Source organism: Shewanella sp. (assembly GCF_041630135.1).
GTDB lineage: Bacteria > Pseudomonadota > Gammaproteobacteria > Enterobacterales > Shewanellaceae > Shewanella.
Genome location: NZ_JBFKLW010000019.1, coordinates 1 through 20,587 on the forward strand (window position 1 = coordinate 1; position 20,587 = coordinate 20,587).

The 20,587-nt window shown below is 52.8% G+C and carries 16 protein-coding genes; 13 read left to right on the top strand and 3 right to left on the bottom strand.

What is annotated here, in order from left to right; translation table 11 throughout:
* Positions 1-339 (bottom strand): aldehyde dehydrogenase family protein (locus ABYK60_RS07165; RefSeq protein ID WP_372871282.1); only part of this gene is annotated, 339 nt, incomplete at its 3' end.
* Between the two features lie 32 nt (positions 340-371).
* A complete protein-coding gene (locus ABYK60_RS07170) occupies positions 372-1,712 on the bottom strand; it encodes an aspartate aminotransferase family protein (RefSeq protein WP_372871283.1) in 1,341 nt (446 codons plus the stop codon).
* 417 nt (positions 1,713-2,129) lie between these two features.
* On the opposite strand from ABYK60_RS07170, the gene ABYK60_RS07175 reads away from it, so the two are divergent.
* The gene (locus tag ABYK60_RS07175) at positions 2,130-3,626 is read left to right on the top strand and encodes an aldehyde dehydrogenase (protein ID WP_372871284.1); all 1,497 of its coding nucleotides are present in this window, start codon (positions 2,130-2,132) and stop codon (positions 3,624-3,626) included.
* Between the two features lie 83 nt (positions 3,627-3,709).
* Here the strand turns inward: ABYK60_RS07175 and ABYK60_RS07180 are convergent, their stop codons facing one another.
* Positions 3,710-5,017 (bottom strand): NAD(P)/FAD-dependent oxidoreductase, encoded by a 1,308-nt coding sequence (locus tag ABYK60_RS07180; RefSeq protein WP_372871285.1) that lies wholly within the window; start codon positions 5,015-5,017, stop codon positions 3,710-3,712.
* Positions 5,018-5,310: 293 nt separating this feature from the next.
* Here ABYK60_RS07180 and ABYK60_RS07185 point away from each other — a divergent pair, with 293 nt between their 5' ends.
* From ABYK60_RS07185 to ABYK60_RS07240, 12 genes are all read left to right on the top strand, one after another.
* Complete coding sequence (locus ABYK60_RS07185) at positions 5,311-5,859, top strand: cupin domain-containing protein (protein WP_372871286.1); 549 nt, start codon at positions 5,311-5,313, stop codon at positions 5,857-5,859.
* Positions 5,860-6,248: 389 nt separating this feature from the next.
* Positions 6,249-7,013 (top strand): gamma-glutamyl-gamma-aminobutyrate hydrolase family protein, encoded by a 765-nt coding sequence (locus tag ABYK60_RS07190; protein ID WP_372871287.1) that lies wholly within the window; start codon positions 6,249-6,251, stop codon positions 7,011-7,013.
* A gap of 3 nt (positions 7,014-7,016) precedes the next feature.
* A complete protein-coding gene (locus ABYK60_RS07195) occupies positions 7,017-8,372 on the top strand; it encodes a glutamine synthetase family protein (RefSeq protein ID WP_372871288.1) in 1,356 nt (451 codons plus the stop codon).
* A gap of 51 nt (positions 8,373-8,423) precedes the next feature.
* Positions 8,424-9,803, top strand: a complete 1,380-nt coding sequence (locus ABYK60_RS07200) for an aspartate aminotransferase family protein (protein WP_372871289.1) — start codon at positions 8,424-8,426, stop codon at positions 9,801-9,803.
* Between the two features lie 173 nt (positions 9,804-9,976).
* Positions 9,977-11,077, top strand: coding sequence for a polyamine ABC transporter substrate-binding protein (locus ABYK60_RS07205; RefSeq protein WP_372871291.1), 1,101 nt, complete (start codon positions 9,977-9,979; stop codon positions 11,075-11,077).
* A gap of 113 nt (positions 11,078-11,190) precedes the next feature.
* Positions 11,191-12,327: a polyamine ABC transporter ATP-binding protein gene (gene potA / locus ABYK60_RS07210; RefSeq protein WP_372871292.1), complete on the top strand. Its 1,137-nt coding sequence runs from the start codon at positions 11,191-11,193 to the stop codon at positions 12,325-12,327.
* Positions 12,324-13,235: an ABC transporter permease subunit gene (locus tag ABYK60_RS07215; protein ID WP_372871293.1), complete on the top strand. Its 912-nt coding sequence runs from the start codon at positions 12,324-12,326 to the stop codon at positions 13,233-13,235. The genes potA and ABYK60_RS07215 overlap by 4 nt, the downstream gene beginning before the upstream one ends.
* A complete protein-coding gene (locus ABYK60_RS07220) occupies positions 13,232-14,047 on the top strand; it encodes an ABC transporter permease subunit (RefSeq protein WP_372871294.1) in 816 nt (271 codons plus the stop codon). Before ABYK60_RS07215 ends, ABYK60_RS07220 begins: the two co-directional genes overlap by 4 nt.
* Positions 14,048-14,223: 176 nt before the next feature.
* A complete protein-coding gene (locus ABYK60_RS07225) occupies positions 14,224-15,510 on the top strand; it encodes an NAD(P)/FAD-dependent oxidoreductase (protein ID WP_372871296.1) in 1,287 nt (428 codons plus the stop codon).
* A gap of 48 nt (positions 15,511-15,558) precedes the next feature.
* Entirely contained in the window at positions 15,559-17,001 is a 1,443-nt protein-coding gene (gene gabD / locus ABYK60_RS07230) for an NADP-dependent succinate-semialdehyde dehydrogenase (protein ID WP_372871297.1), read from the top strand.
* A gap of 21 nt (positions 17,002-17,022) precedes the next feature.
* On the top strand, positions 17,023-18,300 hold the full coding sequence (gabT, locus tag ABYK60_RS07235; protein ID WP_372871299.1) for a 4-aminobutyrate--2-oxoglutarate transaminase: 1,278 nt from the start codon (positions 17,023-17,025) through the stop codon (positions 18,298-18,300).
* 132 nt (positions 18,301-18,432) lie between these two features.
* Positions 18,433-20,553: a methyl-accepting chemotaxis protein gene (locus ABYK60_RS07240; RefSeq protein WP_372871301.1), complete on the top strand. Its 2,121-nt coding sequence runs from the start codon at positions 18,433-18,435 to the stop codon at positions 20,551-20,553.
* The last annotated feature ends 34 nt before the right edge of the window (positions 20,554-20,587 follow it).

The following is a 20,587-nucleotide window of genomic DNA, read 5'->3' on the forward strand; positions in this document are numbered from 1 at the left end:
ACCGCAGGCAAATTCCACTACTTCGAGACCACGGATAAGCTCGCCCTTGGCATCGTCCAGCACCTTGCCGTGCTCGCGGGTAATAAGCTCAGCCAGCTCGTCCATATTGGCTTCGACCAGCGCCTTAAACTTAAACAGAATGCGGGCGCGGTTAAGCGGGGTCATTTGTGACCAGCTATCGAATGCAGCCTTGGCAACGGCGATGGCGTCGCTCACTTCCTGGGCACTTGCCAGGGACACCTCGGCACGGGCTTCACCGGTGGCAGGTTCAAATACTGATTGGGTACGGGCACTCTTGGCGGTGTGCTCGCCGTTTACAAAATGAGTAATGCTTTGCATGGTTATCTTTGGCTACCTATTAATTCTGTTTTTCAGCCGATGGCCTTGATGGCATCTGCCAGGGTATTGATCATCTGGTCTATGTGCTGCTTTTCGACAATCAGTGGCGGTGACATGGCGATGATGTCGCCGGTCACCCGCACCAGGGTGCCGTTCTTAAAGCAGTGCTCGAACACCTTGTAGCCACGACGGCCAATGCCTTCGGCATTGGGTGCCATTTGCACGCCGGCCACCAAACCTATGTTGCGGATGTCAATCACATTGGGCAGATCTTTAAGGCTGTGTACCGCATCTTCCCAATAGCCTTCCAGCTCTTTGGTCCGATCAAACAGTTGCTCTTCTTTATAAATGTCCAGGGTGGCCAGCGCGGCAGCGGCAGCTACCGGGTGGCCGGAATAGGTGTAACCGTGGAAGAATTCAATCAGCTCTTCGGGGCCGGTCATGCAGGCATCGTGCACATCCTGGCTCACGAACACAGCGCCCATGGGAATAGCGCCATTGTTCAGCGCTTTGGCGGTGGTCATCAGATCCGGTGTTACGCCCCAGCGTTGGGAAGCAAAGGCATCGCCCACTCGGCCAAAACCAGTAATAACTTCGTCGAAAATCAACAGGATTCCGTACTTCTGGGTGATCTCGCGCAGGCGCTTCAAGTAGCCAGCGGGAGGCAGGATCACACCGGCAGACCCTGACATGGGCTCAACAATCACCGCCGCAATGTTTTCTGGGCCATGGAGGGTGATCAGCTGCTCAAGTACTTCGGCTTTTTCCAGACCATGGGCAGGAAAGCCGCGTGAGAAAGCGTTCTTGGCAATGTCCAGCGTGTGGGGAAGGTGATCCACACCTTGCAGTAATTGTTGGCTGAAGGTGCGTCGGTTGTTGCCGATACCACCAACAGAAATGCCACCAAAGCCAACGCCATGGTAGCCGAGTTCGCGGCCAATGAATCGGGTACGGGTGGGTTGGCCATTGGCTCTGTGGTAGGCCAGGGCCATTTTCAGCGCTGTGTCGACAGACTCACTGCCAGAGTTGGTAAAGAAGATGCGGTTCAGACCGGCCGGAGCTATCTCGGCCAGTCGGCTCGCCAGCTCAAACGCTAGCGGGTGACCCATTTGGAAAGACGGCGCATAGTCGAGCTCGCGGATCTGGCGGCTGACTGCTTCACTTATCTTCTGTCTGCCGTGGCCTGCGTTGCAGCACCACAGCCCTGCAGTGGAGTCGAGTACGGGTTTACCGTCAACGTCTTTATAAAACATCCCCTCTGCACCGGCCAGCAGTCGTGGGCTGGCCTTAAACTGGCGGTTTGCCGTGAACGGCATCCAGTAGTGCTCAAGGGATGGTGTGTCGTGTCCTGTAGGTGCGCTGATGTCTGGCATACATTTACCTTGATCCTGTTATGTTGGTAGTTATGTGGTGGTGAATATTCGCTATGCTATGTCAGAAATAATGAACATGGAATAGCTTTGTGCATTTATTTGTGCCAAAAAAGCGTCTTTTGTAAAAAATATTGAAATAAGTAAGGGCTGAGCGTAATCTGGCACCAAAGGCTTTTGCGCCTTCCTTTTGAGAGTGTGCTTGGCACAGGGGCGTGAATCCCCACATGTTTGCTGCCGTTTGGCTGTAGTTTCTCCATAACCAGCTGCAACGCCACTTATATAGAGCACAATAGATAAGTGGTTTAGTCGCTGGCCGGGGTGGAAAGCCAACGCCTGGGGCGAAATACAGACGTCACGCCGCGTCTGACAATCGAAGAATATTTATAAACATAATAATCAAGTGGATACGAGGTCATCATGAGTACACCCCAGAGCCGTAGCGAGTGGGAAGCACTGGCACAGCGTCTTGAGATCAATGGCAAAGCTTTTATTAACGGCCAGTATTGTGATGCCGTGGGTCAGGAAACCTTTGAGTGCATCAGTCCGGTAGATGGCCGGGTGTTGACTCAGGTTGCAAGTTGCCAGCAGGCCGATGCGGATCTTGCCGTTGCCAATGCCCGTGCGACCTTTGAGTCGGGCGTGTGGTCGCAGCAGTCGCCGGTGAAGCGCAAGCAGGTGATGATCCGTTTTGCCGACCTGCTGGAGGCCAATGCCGATGAGCTGGCGCTGCTGGAAACCCTCGATATGGGTAAGCCCATTGCCCACTCTAAAGCGGTGGATGTAGCTGGTGCCGCCCGTGCTATTCGCTGGTCAGGTGAGGCTATCGACAAAATTTATGATGAGCTGGCACCCACGCCCCATAACGAAATCGGCATGATCACCCGAGAGCCTGTGGGTGTGGTGGCAGCCATTGTGCCCTGGAACTTCCCCATGCTGATGGCGTGCTGGAAACTGGGTCCTGCGCTCGCCACCGGTAACAGCGTCGTGCTCAAACCATCTGAAAAGTCACCACTTACCGCCATTCGTATGGCGCAGATCGCTAAAGAAGCTGGGATCCCTGAAGGGGTGCTCAATGTGCTGCCGGGCTTTGGTCATACTGTGGGTCAGGCGCTGGCGCTGCACATGGATGTGGATACTCTGGTGTTCACCGGCTCTACCAAGATTGCCAAGCAGCTGATGGTGTATGCAGGTCAATCAAATATGAAGCGTGTGTGGCTGGAAGCGGGCGGCAAGAGCCCCAACATAGTTTTTAACGATGCGCCGGATCTGCAGGCCGCCGCCGAAGCGGCTGCCTCTGCCATTGCCTTTAACCAGGGTGAAGTGTGCACCGCCGGTTCCCGTCTGCTGGTGGAATCTGGTGTGAAGGATGAGCTGCTTAAACTTATCGTTAAAGAAATGGAAGCCTGGCAGCCGGGTCATCCGCTGGACCCTGCCACTACCTGCGGTGCCGTGGTAGACAAGCAGCAGCTCGATACCGTGCTCAGCTATATTAAGGCCGGCCACGATGAAGGCGCTAAGCTGCTCTGTGGCGGCGAGCGTAAACTTGAGGATACCGGTGGCGTGTATGTGGCGCCGACTGTATTCGATGGCGTAACCAACCAGATGAAAATCGCCCGTGAGGAGATCTTCGGCCCGGTGATGTCGGTGATTACTTTCGATGGCATGGATGAAGCCGTTGCCATTGCCAACGATACTATCTATGGTCTGGCCGCCGGTGTCTGGACTTCGGATATCAGCAAGGCCCACAAAACAGCCAAGGCGCTTCGCAGTGGCATGGTGTGGATTAACCACTATGATGGCGGTGATATGACTGCGCCATTCGGTGGTTATAAGCAGTCCGGTAACGGCCGGGACAAGTCGCTGCATGCCTTTGAAAAATACACTGAAGTCAAAGCCACCTGGATAGCGCTTTAACGCCAACGTGATTTTCAAAAAGAAACCCGCCAATCGGCGGGTTTCTTTTTCATTACTCATTGATATGGCGATATGGCAGCTAATCAGAAGATGTCCATAAAGCGGTGATAAAGCATGCCTGCTGCCAGCAGCGGCGAGCGCAGCGCAGGGCCACCTGGGAAGGTCATATGTTTCACCTTGGCAAATATCTCAAAACGCGCTGTGTCGCCTGCTATTGCCTCGGCCAGCAAACGGGCTGCCATATGGGTGGCGTTGACGCCGTGGCCTGAATAGGCCTGGGCAAAATAGATGTTGGGTGCATCCGGCAGAGTGCCCAATTGGGGCAGGCGGTTGGCACCAATGCCAATCATGCCGCCCCATTGATAATCGATACGTACACCTTTGAGCTGGGGGAATACTTTTTCCAGATTGGGGCGCAGCGCCGCTTCAATGTCGGCTGGATCTTTGCCTGAATAGGTACAGAGGCCGCCAAACAGCAAGCGACCATCACTGGAGAGGCGGAAGTAGTCGAGGGCAATACGCATGTCCGCAAAGGACATGTTTTTGGGAATGATTTGCTTGCACACCTCTGGTGAGAGCGGCTCAGTAGCCAGCAGATAACTGCCTGCAGGCAGCACCTTGCCGCCAACATAAGGTTCGAGTTTATGGCCAATGTAGGCGTTGCCGGCCAGTACCAGTTGATTGCAGCTGACTTCGCCGCGCTCGGTCAGTACTTTGGGCTTATCGCCCTTGATGATTTTGGTGGCGGCGCTGTATTCAAAAATCTGCACACCCAGCTCGCGCGCCACTCTGGCTTCTCCGAGGGCCAGGTTCAGCGGATGCAAATGGCCGCTGCCCATGTCCATCAGCGCGCCCTGATAACAATCTGAGCCAATCACCTCGCCAATGTTACCTTTTTCCAACAGCTTGAGCTCGTGGCGATAGCCTACGGCCTGCAAGTGCTCCAGCTCTTCAGCCAACTCCTTCATATGGCGGGGTTTTACCGCCAAATCACAGTAGCCCATGGTCAGGTCGCAGTCGATGTTGTGCTTGGCAACCCGCTCTCGCACTATTTCTACCGCCTCAAAGCCCATTTGGGTGATGGCGTCTATGCCTTCCTGGCCGATGTCGTTTTTAAACTGTTCCAGCCCGTGACCTATGCCGCGAATAAGCTCGCCGCCGTTGCGACCGGAGGCACCCCAGCCAACCCGTTTGGCTTCAAGCAGCGCAACTTTAAAGCCCTTTTGTGCCAGTTCAATAGCCGTATTCAGGCCACTGAATCCCCCTCCCACAATGCAGACGTCTACCTCCAGTGAACTATCCAGTACGGGATACTGATATATCTCTTTTGCAGTCGCAAAATAGAAGGATTCAGGGTACTTGTCGCTGTGAATGGGTGAATTGTTTGCCATAAGGGCTCCGACACTGGTTTTTATTGTAAATTGGACTTGTGTCTGTATACTCATCACACTTTTTGCGGATAATTACACAGTGTTCATTTTATTTAACATGTATTGCCGCTAGAATACAATCTGTATCTGTTCTGCTCTTTATAGTTAACGAGAGCGGATTTTTTCTCAGGTATATGAATTTACTTGATAATTTGTAAGTTTCGAACGTGGGGGTGGCTGTGCTCAAGTTCGGAAAACATAATTTGCACTTTATCTGCTGTGCAGATAACTGAACCTGTTTGGGGGTGACAAATTTGGATATCGGAGCCAGTCTCAAAGCTGTTCGTAAGATGAAAGGCCTGTCCCAGCGCGAGCTGGCCAAGCGTGCAGGCGTGACCAACAGTACCATTTCCATGATTGAGAAAAACAGTGTAAGTCCTTCAGTCAGTTCATTGAAGAAGGTGCTTTCAGGGATCCCTATGTCTCTGGTTGAGTTTTTCTCTATCGGCGAGTCAGCGTCAGCTGAACAAAAGATTGTTTATCGGGCCAATGAATTGTTAGACATAGGGACGGGAGCGCTGGAGTTTAAGCTCATCGGCCGTGATTATCCCAATCGTGCTATGTCAGTAATGAGCGAAACCTATCCCCCCGGAGCAGATACCGGTGAAGAAATGCTAAAGCACGTGGGCGAAGAAGCGGCTCTGGTTATTTCGGGTAAGTTTGAATTGACTGTCGGTGATGACGTGTTCGTTCTTGAAGCCGGTGATAGCTATTATTTTAACAGTGAACTACCACACAGATTCAGGAACCCCTTCGAAGAACCCTGCCAGTTGGTGAGTGCTACCACCCCGGCAAACTTCTGATTGTTTTCCTGTTGCGGCCCTTCAAGGGCCGCAATTATTTCAGCCCCTGAAAACTCCTTTCCGCTTTTTCTTTGTTTGCATTCAAAAAGACGATGTAAATAATTTTAACCGAATATAGTCGATAACCTCGCTACTCCATTAAGCCCCTCGTACTATCATTGCTGTGCTTCTCTGTGACATTTCATTAACCAATTTTTCAGTAAATATCCTGATGCAATGGTAAAAATCTATTTGTTTCAATAGTTAATTAAATGTTGCCTTAAAAGTGAGGCTAACACCTTCGGAGGCTATTGCCTCGTTCAATATTTCGGTGTACTGTGTGAAAAAATGAACGCCGTGTTTGAAGGCGATCACAAATCTTAAACGTTGACTCACATGTAAGGTGAAGTATGTCCCACGCCACGATACCCCTGATTGGTGTATCTGCCTGCAATGCCCCTTTGGGTTTGCAGACGTTTAATATCGTAGGAGAAAAGTATCTACTCGGTGTGATCAACGGGACTGGCGGTTGGCCGCTGATCATCCCTTCCATAGGTGAAGGTCTGCCTATGTCGGACATACTGGCACGCCTGGACGGTATTCTCTTTACCGGCTCGCCCTCGAATGTGGAACCCCATCATTATGCGGGGACTGCCAGCGAACCGGGAACACACCACGATCCCCGTCGTGACGCCACCACATTGCCACTGATCCGGGCTGCGATAGAGGCCGGCGTGCCGGTGCTCGGCATATGTCGCGGTTTTCAGGAAATGAATGTGGCCTTTGGTGGCAGCCTGTATCAAAAGATCCATGAAACAGGCAAATACATGGAGCACAGGGAGGACAGAGAGGCACCCTTGGAGGTGCAGTATGGGCTGGCTCATACGGTTACCCTGGAGCCCGGGGGGGTGCTTTTTGAAGCCTGGGGCCGCAGCTCGGCGGAAGTGAATTCCGTCCACACTCAAGGCGTTGAGCGTCTGGGTAATGGGTTGCGGCCAGAAGCGTACGCTCCGGATGGCTTGATAGAAGCCTTTTCCGTGAAAGATGCCAAAAATTTCGCCCTTGGTGTGCAGTTTCACCCAGAATGGAAGGTAGCCGACAATGCATTTTATCTGTCGATTTTTAACGCCTTCGGTGATGCGTGCAGACGCAGGGCTCAAGACCGAGTGAGATAAGACATGGAAAAGCTAATCGCGTTTTTAAAAGAAAAGAAAATTACCGAAGTGGAATGTGTCATCAGCGATATGACAGGTATCGCCCGTGGCAAAATTGCGCCGGTTGACAAGTTTATTGCCGAGCAGGGCATGCGCTTACCTGAGAGCGTGCTGCTGCAGACAGTGACCGGCGACTATGTTGATGATGATACCTACTATGAGCTGCTCAACGAAGCTGACGTAGACTTTCTGTGTGTACCCGATGAAAACGCCGTGTTCGAGTTGCCATGGTGTGCGGAAGCCACCGCTCAGGTGATCCACGACGTGTACGATCGTATGGGGAATCCCATTGAGCTGTCGCCACGTAACGTACTGAAAAAAGTGTTAAAACTGTACGAGGATAAGGGCTGGGAGCCCGTCATAGCCCCCGAGATGGAGTTTTATCTGGTGGCGCGCAATGGGGATCCTGATCTGCCGCTGAATCCACCTCTGGGACGTTCAGGTCTGCCAGAAGCCGGTCGTCAGTCGTTTTCTATTGATGCCGCCAACGAATACGACCCATTGTTCGAAGACATGTACGAGTGGTGTGAAGCCCAGGGCCTGTTTATCGACACCCTGATCCACGAAGATGGCCCTGCACAGATGGAAATCAACTTCAGCCACGGTAATGCGCTGTCGCTGGCAGATCAGGTGTTTGTGTTCAAGCGGACACTGCGCGAAGCCGCACTCAAGCACAATGTTTGCGCCACCTTTATGGCCAAGCCGGTCACTAATGAACCCGGCAGCGCCATGCATATTCACCAGAGTGTGGTCGACAAGATGACCGGCAAAAACATCTTTACCAAGGAAGATGGTACCAAGAGCGCTAACTTTTTGGGGTATATCGCCGGTCTGCAGCAGTTTATTCCTGAATTTTTGCCACTGATGGCGCCCAGCGTGAATTCGTTCCGTCGCTTCCTGCCCGGTACCTCTGCGCCGGTAAACCTGGAATGGGGTGAGGAGAATCGTACCTGCGGTCTGCGTATCCCTGAGTCATCACCGCAGAACCGTCGAATCGAAAACCGTATTCCCGGTGCGGATGCCAACTGCTACCTCGCCATCGCAGCCAGCCTGCTGGCCGGTTATATCGGTATGGTGGAAGGGCTTAAGCCAACCAATCCGGCATTGGGTCGTGCGAACGAAAGTCGTACTGCTGATACCAATTGTCTGCCACTGACATTGGAAGAGGCGCTGGTGGCTCTCGGAGAAAGTGACGCTGCCCGTAAATATCTGGGTGATGCGTTCACCACTGGCTTTGTGGCGGTGAAGCAGGCGGAGCTGGAAAACTTCAGGCGTGTGGTCAGTGCCTGGGAGCGTGAATTCCTGCTGTTAACAGTATAACAATTAAGTACTTGCCGGGGCTTGCTCCGGCATTTAAGGGGGAGGGCGAAGATGCAACAACAGCAACATCACATCGGCGCACTGCAGGAAATGGATGCAAGCCATCATCTGCATCCATTCACTGATACGGCGGCGCTGGCAAAGCGTGGTACACGGATAATCGAGCGTGCCGACGGCGTCTATATCTGGGATGCGGACGGTAACAAACTGCTCGACGGCATGGCAGGTCTTTGGTGTGTTAACGTGGGTTATGGCCGCCAAAGCATTGCCGATGCGGCTTATGCTCAGCTTAAAACCCTCCCTTTTTATAATAACTTCTTCCAGTGCACCCATGAGCCTGCGGTTAAGCTGGCGACCAGAATAGCTGAATTGGCGCCAGCTCATATGAACCGTGTGTTTTTTACCGGTTCGGGTTCTGAAGCCAACGACACCAACCTGCGTATGGTGCGCCGTTATTGGGATCTGAAAGGCAAGCCTGCCAAGAAAACCATTATCAGCCGCAAGAATGCTTACCATGGTTCTACCGTGGCTGGTGCCAGCCTTGGTGGCATGGGCTTTATGCATCAGCAGGGTGATTTGCCTATTCCGGGTATTGTCCACATCGATCAGCCTTATTGGTTTGGCGAAGGGCGGGACATGACCCCTGAAGCATTCGGTATTAAAACAGCCAAGGCTCTGGAAGAAAAGATCCTCGAATTGGGCGAGGATAATGTGGCTGCTTTTATCGCCGAACCATTTCAGGGAGCCGGTGGTGTAGTCATTCCCCCTGCGAGCTACTGGAATGAAATAAAAAGGATTTTGGCAAAGTACGATATTCTGTTTATTCTGGATGAAGTTATCAGCGGCTTTGGCCGCACAGGTAACTGGTTTGCCGCACAAACATTGGATCTAAAACCTGATTTAATCACCATTGCCAAAGGCATGACATCGGGTTATGTCCCCATGGGAGGCGTAATAGTCTCTGACAGAGTTGCAGATGTGTTGGTTAACAACGGTGGTGAGTTTGCCCATGGATTTACTTACTCTGGCCATCCGGTTGCGGCGGCTGCAGCACTTGAAAATATCCGAATTCTGGATGAGGAGCGTCTGGTAGATAAGGTGCGGGAAGATACAGGCCCTTATTTGCAGGACAAACTGCAGACGCTGACAGCCCATCCTTTGGTGGGTGAGGTCCGAGGTATGGGCATGGTGGGCGCTATCGAGCTTGTTGCAAATAAAGACACCCTGGCCAGGTTCGATGGGGACATTGGGATTGGCATGCTGTGCCGTGAAGCCTGTATCGAAAGCGGGCTGGTGATGCGCGCTGTGGGGGACACCATGATTATTTCCCCACCACTTTGTATCAGTCGTGATGAGATTGATGAACTTATTTTTAAAGCAAGTCAGGCACTTTCACTGACGCTTGAGAAGATTGCAGCTCAGGGTAACTGAGTGCATATTAAAAGCCTGCCACTTAGGTAAAAGAGGTACTGGGCAGCAGCAACTGCCGATGCAGTTTTTCAGGTTGTAGCATTGGTCCTAACAATAACACTAAAGCCGGCGGTGCCGGTGACACAATCAGAGTAATTGGCGTTCAATTACGGCTACCTGCAAAAGGAGATAGCATGAAGTTATTACAAAAAATGACCGCTTTGGCATTGGCAACTGCCGGTATTATGGGCAGCGCTGCGGTATCGGCCGAAGAAGTGGTTCGGGTGTACAACTGGTCTGATTATATTGCTGAGGACACGCTGGAAAACTTCCAGAAGGAAACCGGTATTCGCGTAGTCTACGACGTGTTTGACACCAACGAAGTGCTGGAAGCAAAGTTGCTTTCCGGTCGCAGCGGTTACGATCTGGTGGTGCCATCAGCGCACTTTCTGGCAAAGCAGATCAAGGCTGGTGCCTTTATGAAGCTGGATAAGTCCAAGTTGACCAACTCCAAGCATCTTAACAATAACCTGATGTCTCAGTTGCAAAAGAGTGATCCGGATAACGCCCACGCGGTACCTTACCTGTGGGGTACTACCGGTATTGGCTTTAACGTCGCTAAGGTGAAAGAAGTGCTGGGCGAAAATGCACCAGTGGATTCATGGGATCTGATTTTTAACCCTGCCAATGCCGAGAAGTTGGCCAAGTGCGGTATTGCGGTACTGGATTCGCCAGATGAAATTCTGCCCCCAGCTCTTAACTATCTGGGTCTTAACCCTAATAGTACCGACCCAGCTGATTATGAAAAGGCCGGTGAAGTACTGCTGAAAATCCGTCCATACCTCAAGTATTTCCACTCTTCACGCTACATCTCTGACCTGGCGAACGGCGAAATCTGTGCTGCCATTGGTTGGTCCGGTGACGTACTGCAGGCCCAGGCCCGTGCCGAAGAAGCCGGTAACGGTCAGGAAGTGGATTACCGTATTCCAAAAGAAGGTGCTCCACTGTGGTTCGACATGATGGCCATTCCGGCCGATGCTGCAAACCCGGACAATGCCCATACTTTCATCAATTATCTGATGCGTCCGGAAGTGATTGCATCCATCAGTAACTACGTGGCTTATGCCAATGCCAACGATGGTTCTAACCCTCTGCTGGACGAAGAAGTGGCCAAGAACCCTGCTGTGTATCCATCAGAAGAAACACTCGCCAAGCTTTACCTGGGCGAAGTGCGTCCAATGAAAACTCAGCGTGCCATGACCCGCATCTGGACCAAGATTAAATCTGGCCAGTAATCAACATTTGGGGCAGCCCTTGCTGCCCCTCCTTTGACTCTATCTTGCACAAGTAAACCGGGTTCCAGAAGGCCAGAGGCTCGTTCTGGCGCAGTTTGGAATGGAGAAGTATTATGGCTATGACCTCGGGCGTCACCAATAAACCAACGACAAAGACGCAGGAAGAAGTGCTGCTCAAAATTGAGCGGGTAAGCAAGTTGTTTGATGATGTTCGCGCTGTGGATGATGTGTCGCTGACCATCAATAAGGGAGAAATTTTTGCATTGCTCGGCGGTTCAGGCTCGGGCAAATCTACCCTGCTGCGAATGCTGGCAGGTTTTGAAAGACCCTCTGAAGGACGCATCTTTCTCGACGGTCAGGACATTACCGATCTGCCGCCCTATGAGCGTCCAATTAACATGATGTTCCAGTCCTATGCGTTGTTTCCCCATATGACGGTAGAACAAAATATTGCCTTTGGTCTCAAGCAGGACAAGCTGCCAAAGGATGAAATCGCTCAGCGTGTGCAGGAGATGCTCAAGATTGTGCATATGGAGCAGTACGCCAAGCGTAAGCCGCATCAGCTTTCCGGTGGCCAGCGTCAGCGTGTGGCTCTGGCCCGCTCGCTTGCCAAGCGTCCCAAGTTGCTGCTGCTCGATGAGCCCATGGGCGCGCTGGATAAAAAACTGCGCACCCAGATGCAGCTTGAAGTGGTTGAAATTCTAGAACGTGTGGGTGTGACCTGCGTGATGGTAACCCACGACCAGGAAGAAGCCATGACTATGGCAGGCCGTATAGCCATTATGAGCGACGGCTGGATTGCTCAGGTCGGCAGCCCCATGGATATCTACGAGAGCCCCAACAGCCGCATGATTGCCGAATTTATCGGTACAGTGAACCTGTTTGATTGTGAAATCATCGAAGATGAAGTAGACCACGTTATTTTGCAGTCGCCCACCTTGCCGCAGCCGTTCCTGATTGGCCATGGTGTAACCACCAGTCTTGAAGATAAGCATGTGTGGCTGGCGGTGCGCCCCGAGAAGACCCATATCAGCCGGAAACAGCCTGAAGGACAATACAATTGGGCCAAGGGTAAGGTACATGATATTGCCTATCTTGGCGGCCTGTCGGTCTACTATATCAAGTTGGAAGACGACAAGATTATCCAGTGCTCCATGACCAACACAGAGCGTCGTGCGGATCATCCCACCTGGGAAGATGAAGTCTACATCAGCTGGGAGGCCACCAGTGGCGTGGTATTGAGATCATGAGCAAACGAAAGAAAGGTTTTCGCTTTGCCATCCGTGGCAGGCACTTTACTCTCGGCTTTCCCTTTCTGTGGCTGACCCTGTTCTTTGCACTGCCATTTGCAATTGTGCTCAAGATCAGTTTCTCCACTGCGGCGATTGCCATTCCGCCCTACGAGCCCACTTTTACCTATGTTGATGAGCTGCTGAATGTTGCTCTTAATCTTGGTAACTATTGGTTGCTGCTCGACGATGCGCTCTATTACACCGCCTATCTTGGCTCGCTGAAAATGGCGGTGGTGGCAACCCTTGGCTGTTTGCTGCTGGGGTATCCCATGGCTTACGCCATTGCCCGTGCACCGGCGAAGATGCAGACAGTATTACTGCTGCTGATTATGTTGCCATCCTGGACCTCGTTTCTTATCCGGGTGTACGCCTGGATGGGCCTGCTGGCAGATACCGGCCTTATCAATAATGTGTTGATGTGGCTTGGGGTGATCAGTGAGCCTTTGAAGATAATGAACACCAACATTGCGGTGTATATAGGTCTGGTTTATGCGTATCTGCCCTTCATGGTGTTGCCGCTATACGCCAACCTGGTGAAGATGGACATCAGCCTGCTGGAAGCCGCGGCAGATTTGGGGTCTCGCAGTATTAATACCTTCTGGCAGATCACCTTGCCACTGTCCAAGGGCGGTGTGATTGCCGGTTCCATGCTGGTGTTTATTCCGTCGGTGGGTGAGTTCGTTATTCCTGAACTGCTCGGTGGTCCGGACTCGCTGATGATAGGTAAGGTGCTCTGGCAGGAGTTCTTCAACAATCGTGACTGGCCGGTGGCATCCGCGCTGGCGATAGTGATGCTGGGACTTTTGATTATCCCCATTACCCTGTTCCATCATTATCAGTCCCGTGATTTGGAGAAAGAGGCATGAAAAAGCTGGGTTTTTCTACCGTGATGTTGTGGTTGGGGCTCATCTTCCTTTATGCCCCCATGTTTATCCTGATTTTCTACTCCTTCAACGCGTCCAAGCTGGTGACCGTGTGGGGTGGATTCTCGCCCAAGTGGTACGTGGAGCTGTTCAAGGATCAGCAAATTCTCGATGCGGTCTGGACCAGCCTCGAGATAGCTTTCCTGTCGGCCTCCATGGCGGTGGTGCTTGGCACCATGGCGGCCTTCGTGATGACACGTTTTCGCCGCAGCTGGGCCAAACTGTCGCTGTCGAACATGATAACAGCGCCGCTGGTTATGCCTGAGGTAATTACAGGTCTGTCGCTGTTGCTGCTGTTTGTGCACATGGCAGACTTAATCGGATGGCCTACCGAGCGTGGCAGACTCACCATTTGGCTCGCGCATTCCACCTTTTGTGCGGCGTACGTGGCAGTGGTAGTGTCGTCCCGCTTGCGGGAACTGGATATGTCGATTGAGGAAGCTGCTATGGATTTGGGCGCGACGCCGCTCAAGACCTTCTTCCTGATCACCGTCCCCATGATTGCCCCGGCGCTGACCGCTGGCTGGTTACTGTCTTTCAGCCTGTCGCTTGACGACCTGGTGATTGCCAGCTTTGCTTCCGGCCCAGGTGCAACCACGCTGCCGATGGTGGTGTTCTCCTCGGTGCGTTTAGGGGTATCACCCAAAATAAACGCCCTGGCGACGTTAATCATTCTCGCGGTATCCCTGATGGCTTTCCTGTCCTGGTATTTTGCCCGCCGGGCAGAGAAAAAGGCCAAGGCCGCCATGGAGTAGAGTTTCACTGTACTTGGATTTACCAATAAACGGTCGCGCAAGCGGCCGTTTTTGTTTGTTTAATATATTCAACAAATATGCAAGATATTCGGCAAATACGGCTAGAGTTTCCCTTGTCGAAGGTGTAGGATGGGTTGGTTGTTTAAAATAATGAACATAAGAAAGAAGGAAGCATCATGTCTGCTACACCTCATACCGAGTCCTACTATGCCGCTTCCGCCAATGACACCCGCATTCGTCCTCGCCTTGAGGAGCATCTTGAAACCGACGTGTGTGTTATAGGCGCAGGCTACACGGGTCTGTCCTCGGCATTGCATTTGCTTGAAAGTGGTTTCAAGGTCGTGGTTTTGGAGGCGGCCCGAATTGGTTGGGGCGCCTCGGGTCGCAATGGCGGCCAAATTGTTAACAGCTATAGCCGGGACATTGATGTCATTGAAAAAACCGTTGGCAAGGAAAAGGGCAAGCTGTTCGGTGAAATGGCATTTGAAGGCGGTCGTATCATTCGCGATCGCATCGAAAAATACAATATTGACTGCGATCTGAAAAACGGCGGCGTGTTTGCTGCACTCAACCAGAAGCAGATGGGACACCTCAAAGCGCAAAAAGCACTGTGGGAGTCTCACGGCCATACCAATCAGCTGGAAATTCTCGATGAAGCCGGTATCCGTAATGTGGTGAATACTGAACGTTACGTCGGCGGTATGCTGGATAAGAGCGGTGGTCACATTCATCCGTTGAATTTGGCGCTGGGCGAGGCCCGTGCGGTGGAAAGCCTCGGCGGTAAAATCTTTGAAGACTCAGCCGTGCTCGATGTAGTGGAAGGCGAGCCCGCCATCGTTAAGACAGAGTTTGGTCAGGTGAAGGCCCGTTTTGTGGTGGTGGCCGGTAATGCTTACCTTGGCAAGCTGATGCCTGAGCTGATGGCCAAGTCCATGCCCTGCGGCACCCAGGTGATTACTACTGAGCCCCTGAGCGATGAGATGGCAAAAAGCCTGCTGCCACAGGACTATTGTGTGGAAGACTGTAACTACCTGCTGGATTATTTCCGTCTCTCCGGCGACAAGCGTCTGATTTACGGTGGCGGCGTGGTTTACGGCGCCCGTGACCCGGACAATATAAAATCAATCATCTTGCCCAAGATGTTGAAAACCTTTCCACAGCTTAAGGATGTTCGCATCGACTTTACCTGGACAGGTAACTTCCTGTTGACGCTTTCGCGTCTGCCGCAGGTGGGTCGTATCGGCAAGAACATCTATTACTCTCAGGGTTGCAGTGGCCATGGTGTGACCTACACCCATCTGGCGGGCAAGCTGATTGCTGAAGTGCTCAATGGACAGGCCACCCGCTTCGATGTGTTTGCTGAGTTGCCTCATTATCCGTTCCCCGGCGGCCATGCGATGCGGATCCCCTTCAGTGCCATCGGTGCCTGGTATTACACCATGCGCGATAAGCTTGGCATTTAACAGTATTCACGGCGTAAGTGCCCAGTAACAAGTAACAAGGAGTCAGCTGTGCAGCTCAAACGTCCTTCACTTTTGAAAAACCAGTGTTATGTAAACGGCGAGTGGCGCGATGCCCTTTCGGGCGAAACGGTCACTATCGCTAATCCGGCTTCCAATGAGGCCATTGCCTCTGTGCCTGTGATGGGGCGTGATGAAACCCGCGAGGCCATTGCCGCTGCGGAGGCGGCGTTGCCCGCCTGGCGTGCGCTTACCGCCAAGGAACGTGGTGCCAAACTGCGCCGCTGGTATGAGCTGATGTTGGAAAACGCCGATGATCTGGCGCTGATGATGACCACAGAGCAGGGTAAGCCTTTGGCCGAAGCCAGGGGCGAGGTGGTGTATGCCGCGTCCTTTATCGAATGGTTTGCCGAAGAAGCCAAGCGTTTGTATGGCGATACCATACCCGGCCATCAGGGCGACAAGCGCATCATGGTGATTAAGCAGGGCGTGGGTGTTACTGCGGCCATTACGCCGTGGAACTTCCCGGCAGCCATGATTACCCGCAAGGCCGGGCCCGCGCTGGCCGCAGGCTGCACCATGATAGTAAAACCTGCGCCGCAGACACCTTTCACCGCACTGGCACTGGCTGAGCTTGCCGAGGAAGCTGGTATTCCTGCCGGGGTTTTCAGCGTGGTTACCGGTGATGCAGTAGCGATTGGCAACGAGCTTTGCGAAAACCCTGTGGTGCGTAAGTTGTCCTTCACCGGTTCCACCGGTGTTGGTATCAAGCTGATGCAGCAGTGCGCGCCGACGCTGAAAAAAGTCTCGCTGGAGCTGGGCGGTAACGCACCCTTTATCGTGTTTAACGATGCGGATTTGGATGCGGCAGTTGAAGGTGCCATGATTTCCAAATACCGCAACGCGGGTCAAACCTGTGTCTGTGCCAACCGCCTCTATGTGCAGGACGGTGTGTACGATGCCTTTGCCGAGAAGCTCGCCGCTGCCGTGGCCAAGCTCAAGGTGGGCAATGGCGCCGAACCTGGCGTGACCACAGGCCCGCTTATCAACTCAGCCGCACTTGAGAAGGTGCAGGGGCATCTAAAGGACGCGCTGGATAAAGGCGCGACCCTGGTTGCCGGCGGCAAACCGCTGGGTGGCAACTTTATGGAGCCTGCCATTGTGACCAACGTGGATGCCAGCATGAAGGTGGCCCGCGAGGAAACCTTTGGCCCGCTGGCACCGCTGTTTCGCTTCAGCGATGTTGACGATGTGATTCGTCAGGCCAACGATACTGAGTTTGGACTGGCTGCCTACTTCTATGGCCGCGATATTTCCCTTATCTGGAAGGTAGCCGAGGCACTGGAATACGGCATGGTAGGTGTGAATACCGGGCTTATTTCAACAGAAGTAGCCCCCTTTGGCGGCATGAAATCATCGGGGCTGGGGCGTGAAGGCTCCAAGTACGGCATCGATGAGTATGTAGAAATCAAATATATCTGTCTGTCGGTGTGACCGGCCAAACAGGAGAACGTTATGAGCTTGACCAATGATTCTTTGATGGTTCGTCGCCGCGCTGCTGTAGCCGGTGGTGTTGGCCAAATCCACCCTGTGTTCACCGATCGCGCCGAAAACGCCACCGTGTGGGACGTGGAAGGCCGCGAGTATATCGACTTTGCCGGCGGTATTGCGGTGCTGAACACCGGCCACCTGCACCCTAAAGTGAAGGCTGCCGTTGCCGAGCAGCTTGAGAAGTTTTCTCACACCTGTTTTATGGTGCTGGGCTATGAAAGCTACGTGGCCGTGTGTGAGAAGCTGAACCAACTGGTGCCCGGTGACTTCGCCAAGAAGTCGGCATTGTTTACCAGTGGCTCTGAAGCGGTGGAAAACGCCATCAAGGTGGCTCGCGCCTACACCAAGCGTGCCGGGGTGATTGCCTTTACCTCGGGCTACCATGGCCGCACCATGGCGGCATTGGCGCTGACCGGTAAAGTGGCACCCTACAGCAAGGGCATGGGGCTGATGCAGGCCAATGTGTTTCGCGCCGAATTCCCCTGTGAACTGCACGGGGTGAGCGAAGACGATGCCATGGCTTCCATCGACCGCATTTTCAAGAACGACGCTGAGCCAGGCGATATTGCCGCCATTATTCTTGAACCAGTTCAGGGTGAGGGTGGTTTTTATGCGGCCACCCCCAGCTTTATGAAGCGTCTGCGTGAGCTGTGTGATCGTGAAGGCATCATGCTGATTGCCGATGAAGTGCAAACAGGCGCTGGCCGTACCGGCACTTTCTTCGCCATGGAACAAATGGGTGTGGCGCCGGACATTACCACTTTTGCCAAGTCCATTGCCGGTGGCTTCCCGCTGTCCGGTATTACCGGCCGTGCCGAAGTCATGGACGCCATTGGCCCAGGTGGCCTTGGTGGCACCTACGGCGGCAGCCCGCTGGCCTGTGCCGCTGCGCTGGCGGTGATTGAAGTGTTTGAGCAGGAAAAGCTGCTTGAGCGCTCCAACGCCATTGGCCAGACCATTAAGTCAGCCATCGGTGAACTTGCCAGCCGTTATCCGCAAATCGCCGAGGTACGTGGTCTGGGCTCGATGATTGCCATTGAGCTGATGGAGAACGGCAAACCAGCTCCTCAGTACTGCCCACAGGTTCTCACAGAGGCGCGTAACCGTGGCCTTATCCTGCTGTCATGCGGAACTTACGGCAACGTGCTGCGGATTTTGGTGCCCATCACGGCACCGGATGAACAAATCCAGCGTGGGCTTGAAATCATGGCCGAATGCTTCGAGACCGTTCTAGGCAACTAGTGTTAGTAAAGGCGGCCCGTGTAGGGCCGCTTTTTATTGGGAATTGGTGTTATTGCGCAAGACCTTACAGGGCAGGGAGGCTCGTACCTACTATACTCAGACAAGCCTTTTTAGGATTTTTTGGGGAAAACCATGAAAAAACTTCCTTTGCGACAGAAGCTGCTTTGGATGACCTCGGCGCTGTTTCTTGCCACGGTAGCTATTATGTCCATCAGCCTTTGGACAACCTTATCTTCCGAAACCGAAGAACTTTCAGTCGAAGTTGATCAAGCTCTGAACGATGAAATCAGAACTAAATTGACCGCCAGTGCCGGACGTTATGGCGAAAAGGTAGCGGCCTTTATCAACGAAGCCTACCGAATTCCTTATTCTTTTTCTGCCATGATGGAAGATGACTCCCTTAGCCGGGGAATAAGCCGGGATGCGGTTCAGGCCGCCGTGGGGAGCATATTGAATAAAAATAAACAAATATCCTCTATGTACTCCCAGTTCGAACCCAATGGCTTTGATGGCCGGGATGCCGAATTTACCGCATCCGGACTGATGCACTCGGTGGCTGAAGCCGGTACTCTGGAAGTGTACTTTTATCGTAATGATGATGGCAGCATCACTCAGCAGCAGGTGGATGATGCCAGTGAAAAATACGTCGATACCCTCAATGAGTTTGGCCTGCGCGAGGCCGAGTGGTATCTGTGTGCCAAGGACAGCAAAAAGCCTTGCCTGATGGAGCCCTACCTCTACGAAATTGAGCCTGGTAACAACATGCTGATGACTTCCCTGACAGTACCGGTATTGCGGGCAGGGCGTTTTATTGGTGTGGTTGGGGTCGATTTGAATTTGCCTGTGTTCCAAAAGATGATTCAGGAGTTATCTGCCAGTCTCTATCAGGGGCAGGCTAAAGTAACCCTGCTTTCGGGCAAAGGATTGATAGTTGCAGCCAGCCACTATGATAAGAAAGCGCGCCCGCTGGCTGAGGTCGTTAACAAATCCTTGGCACAGCAAATATTGGCTTTGGGTCAGGGCAGTGGTTACCTTCTTAATGATGAGAGTCTGATTGTTGGCTACCCCATAGATATTCCGCTTTCCGGCAGTCAGTGGCTGCTGAGCATTGAAGTGCCCCGTGACATTGCTTTTGCCAGCGCCCATAAGGTTCATGACAGTATGGAAGCCATGGCCTCGGGGATGGGGCGGTTTGTATTGCTGTTGGGGATTGCCGTTGCGGCCGTTGCCGTGGTGATAGTGGCACTGTTCATTCGAAGTGTTGTCGCGCCAATACAGCAAATTCAGCACAGGGTAAGTCAACTGGCCAGCGCTGAAGGGGATTTGACCCAACAGTTGAAGGTGGAAGAACATGCTGAACTGATTGCACTTGGCGACGGCTTTAATGCTTTTATCGGCAAGCTCCATGGACTTATCAGCGATCTTAAGTCAGTTGCTGCTGAGTCCAGAAAGGAAAGTAAGGTAACGGCCGATATTGCAGAGCTCACCAAGCAGAGTGTCAATCGGCAATACAGTGAGATTGAAAGTGTTGTCACTGCGGTAAATGAAATGAGCCATACAGCGCAGGAAGTGGCCAATGCGTCAGAGCAGACAGCAACTGAATCATCCGCCATGACATCACAGGTCAGGCAAAGTCAGGAAAGCCTGACCGAAGCGGTGAAATTGGTCTCTACCATGGCCAATGAGTCTCAGCAGGCGAAAATTGCCGTGGGCAAGGTGGCAGACAGCAGTACCAATATCAGTAAGATTTTGGAAGTGATCAGTGCCATCGCGGCGCAAACCAACTTGCTGGCACTGAATGCGGCCATTGAAGCTGCCCGTGCCGGCGAGCAGGGGCGTGGCTTTGCGGTGGTTGCTGATGAGGTGCGCTCGCTGGCATCCAAAACCCAGGCCTCCACCGATGATATTGGCAGGCTGATTGATGCGTTGCAGCAGGAAGTAAGCGGCGCCACCAACATTATCGACAACGGAGTGGTTTTGGCTGAGCAGGCCACAGCTCAAACCGAGAGAGCGTTTGAGGCGTTGTCGTCCATGGTGGAGCGTATTAACGAAATCTCCAATCAGGTGACTCAAATCGCCACCGCAGCCGAGGAGCAAAGCTCAGTCACCGAAGAAGTGAGCCGTAACATTACCGGCATTTCGGATTCGGCCGCCGAGTTGATGCAGCTTGCTGAGCGTGCCCGCGGAAGCAGCGAAAGCCTTGCCAAGTTGGTTGGGCGCCAGGATGGTGAGTTGGCCAAACTGCGAACCTGATACCAATCAGGTATCAAAACTGAAAAGGCAGCCC

Excerpts from the sequence above, each read along its gene's own strand:
- ABYK60_RS07180 (WP_372871285.1), bottom strand. The coding sequence starts at position 5,017 with ATGGCAAACAATTCACCCATTCACAGCGACAAGTACCCTGAATCCTTC.
- ABYK60_RS07205 (WP_372871291.1), top strand. The coding sequence starts at position 9,977 with ATGAAGTTATTACAAAAAATGACCGCTTTGGCATTGGCAACTGCCGGT.
- ABYK60_RS07175 (WP_372871284.1), top strand. The coding sequence starts at position 2,130 with ATGAGTACACCCCAGAGCCGTAGCGAGTGGGAAGCACTGGCACAGCGT.
- ABYK60_RS07195 (WP_372871288.1), top strand. The coding sequence starts at position 7,017 with ATGGAAAAGCTAATCGCGTTTTTAAAAGAAAAGAAAATTACCGAAGTG.
- ABYK60_RS07200 (WP_372871289.1), top strand. The coding sequence starts at position 8,424 with ATGCAACAACAGCAACATCACATCGGCGCACTGCAGGAAATGGATGCA.
- ABYK60_RS07225 (WP_372871296.1), top strand. The coding sequence starts at position 14,224 with ATGTCTGCTACACCTCATACCGAGTCCTACTATGCCGCTTCCGCCAAT.
- ABYK60_RS07215 (WP_372871293.1), top strand. The coding sequence starts at position 12,324 with ATGAGCAAACGAAAGAAAGGTTTTCGCTTTGCCATCCGTGGCAGGCAC.
- ABYK60_RS07190 (WP_372871287.1), top strand. The coding sequence starts at position 6,249 with ATGTCCCACGCCACGATACCCCTGATTGGTGTATCTGCCTGCAATGCC.
- ABYK60_RS07220 (WP_372871294.1), top strand. The coding sequence starts at position 13,232 with ATGAAAAAGCTGGGTTTTTCTACCGTGATGTTGTGGTTGGGGCTCATC.
- ABYK60_RS07240 (WP_372871301.1), top strand. The coding sequence starts at position 18,433 with ATGAAAAAACTTCCTTTGCGACAGAAGCTGCTTTGGATGACCTCGGCG.
- ABYK60_RS07170 (WP_372871283.1), bottom strand. The coding sequence starts at position 1,712 with ATGCCAGACATCAGCGCACCTACAGGACACGACACACCATCCCTTGAG.
- gabT (WP_372871299.1), top strand. The coding sequence starts at position 17,023 with ATGAGCTTGACCAATGATTCTTTGATGGTTCGTCGCCGCGCTGCTGTA.
- potA (WP_372871292.1), top strand. The coding sequence starts at position 11,191 with ATGGCTATGACCTCGGGCGTCACCAATAAACCAACGACAAAGACGCAG.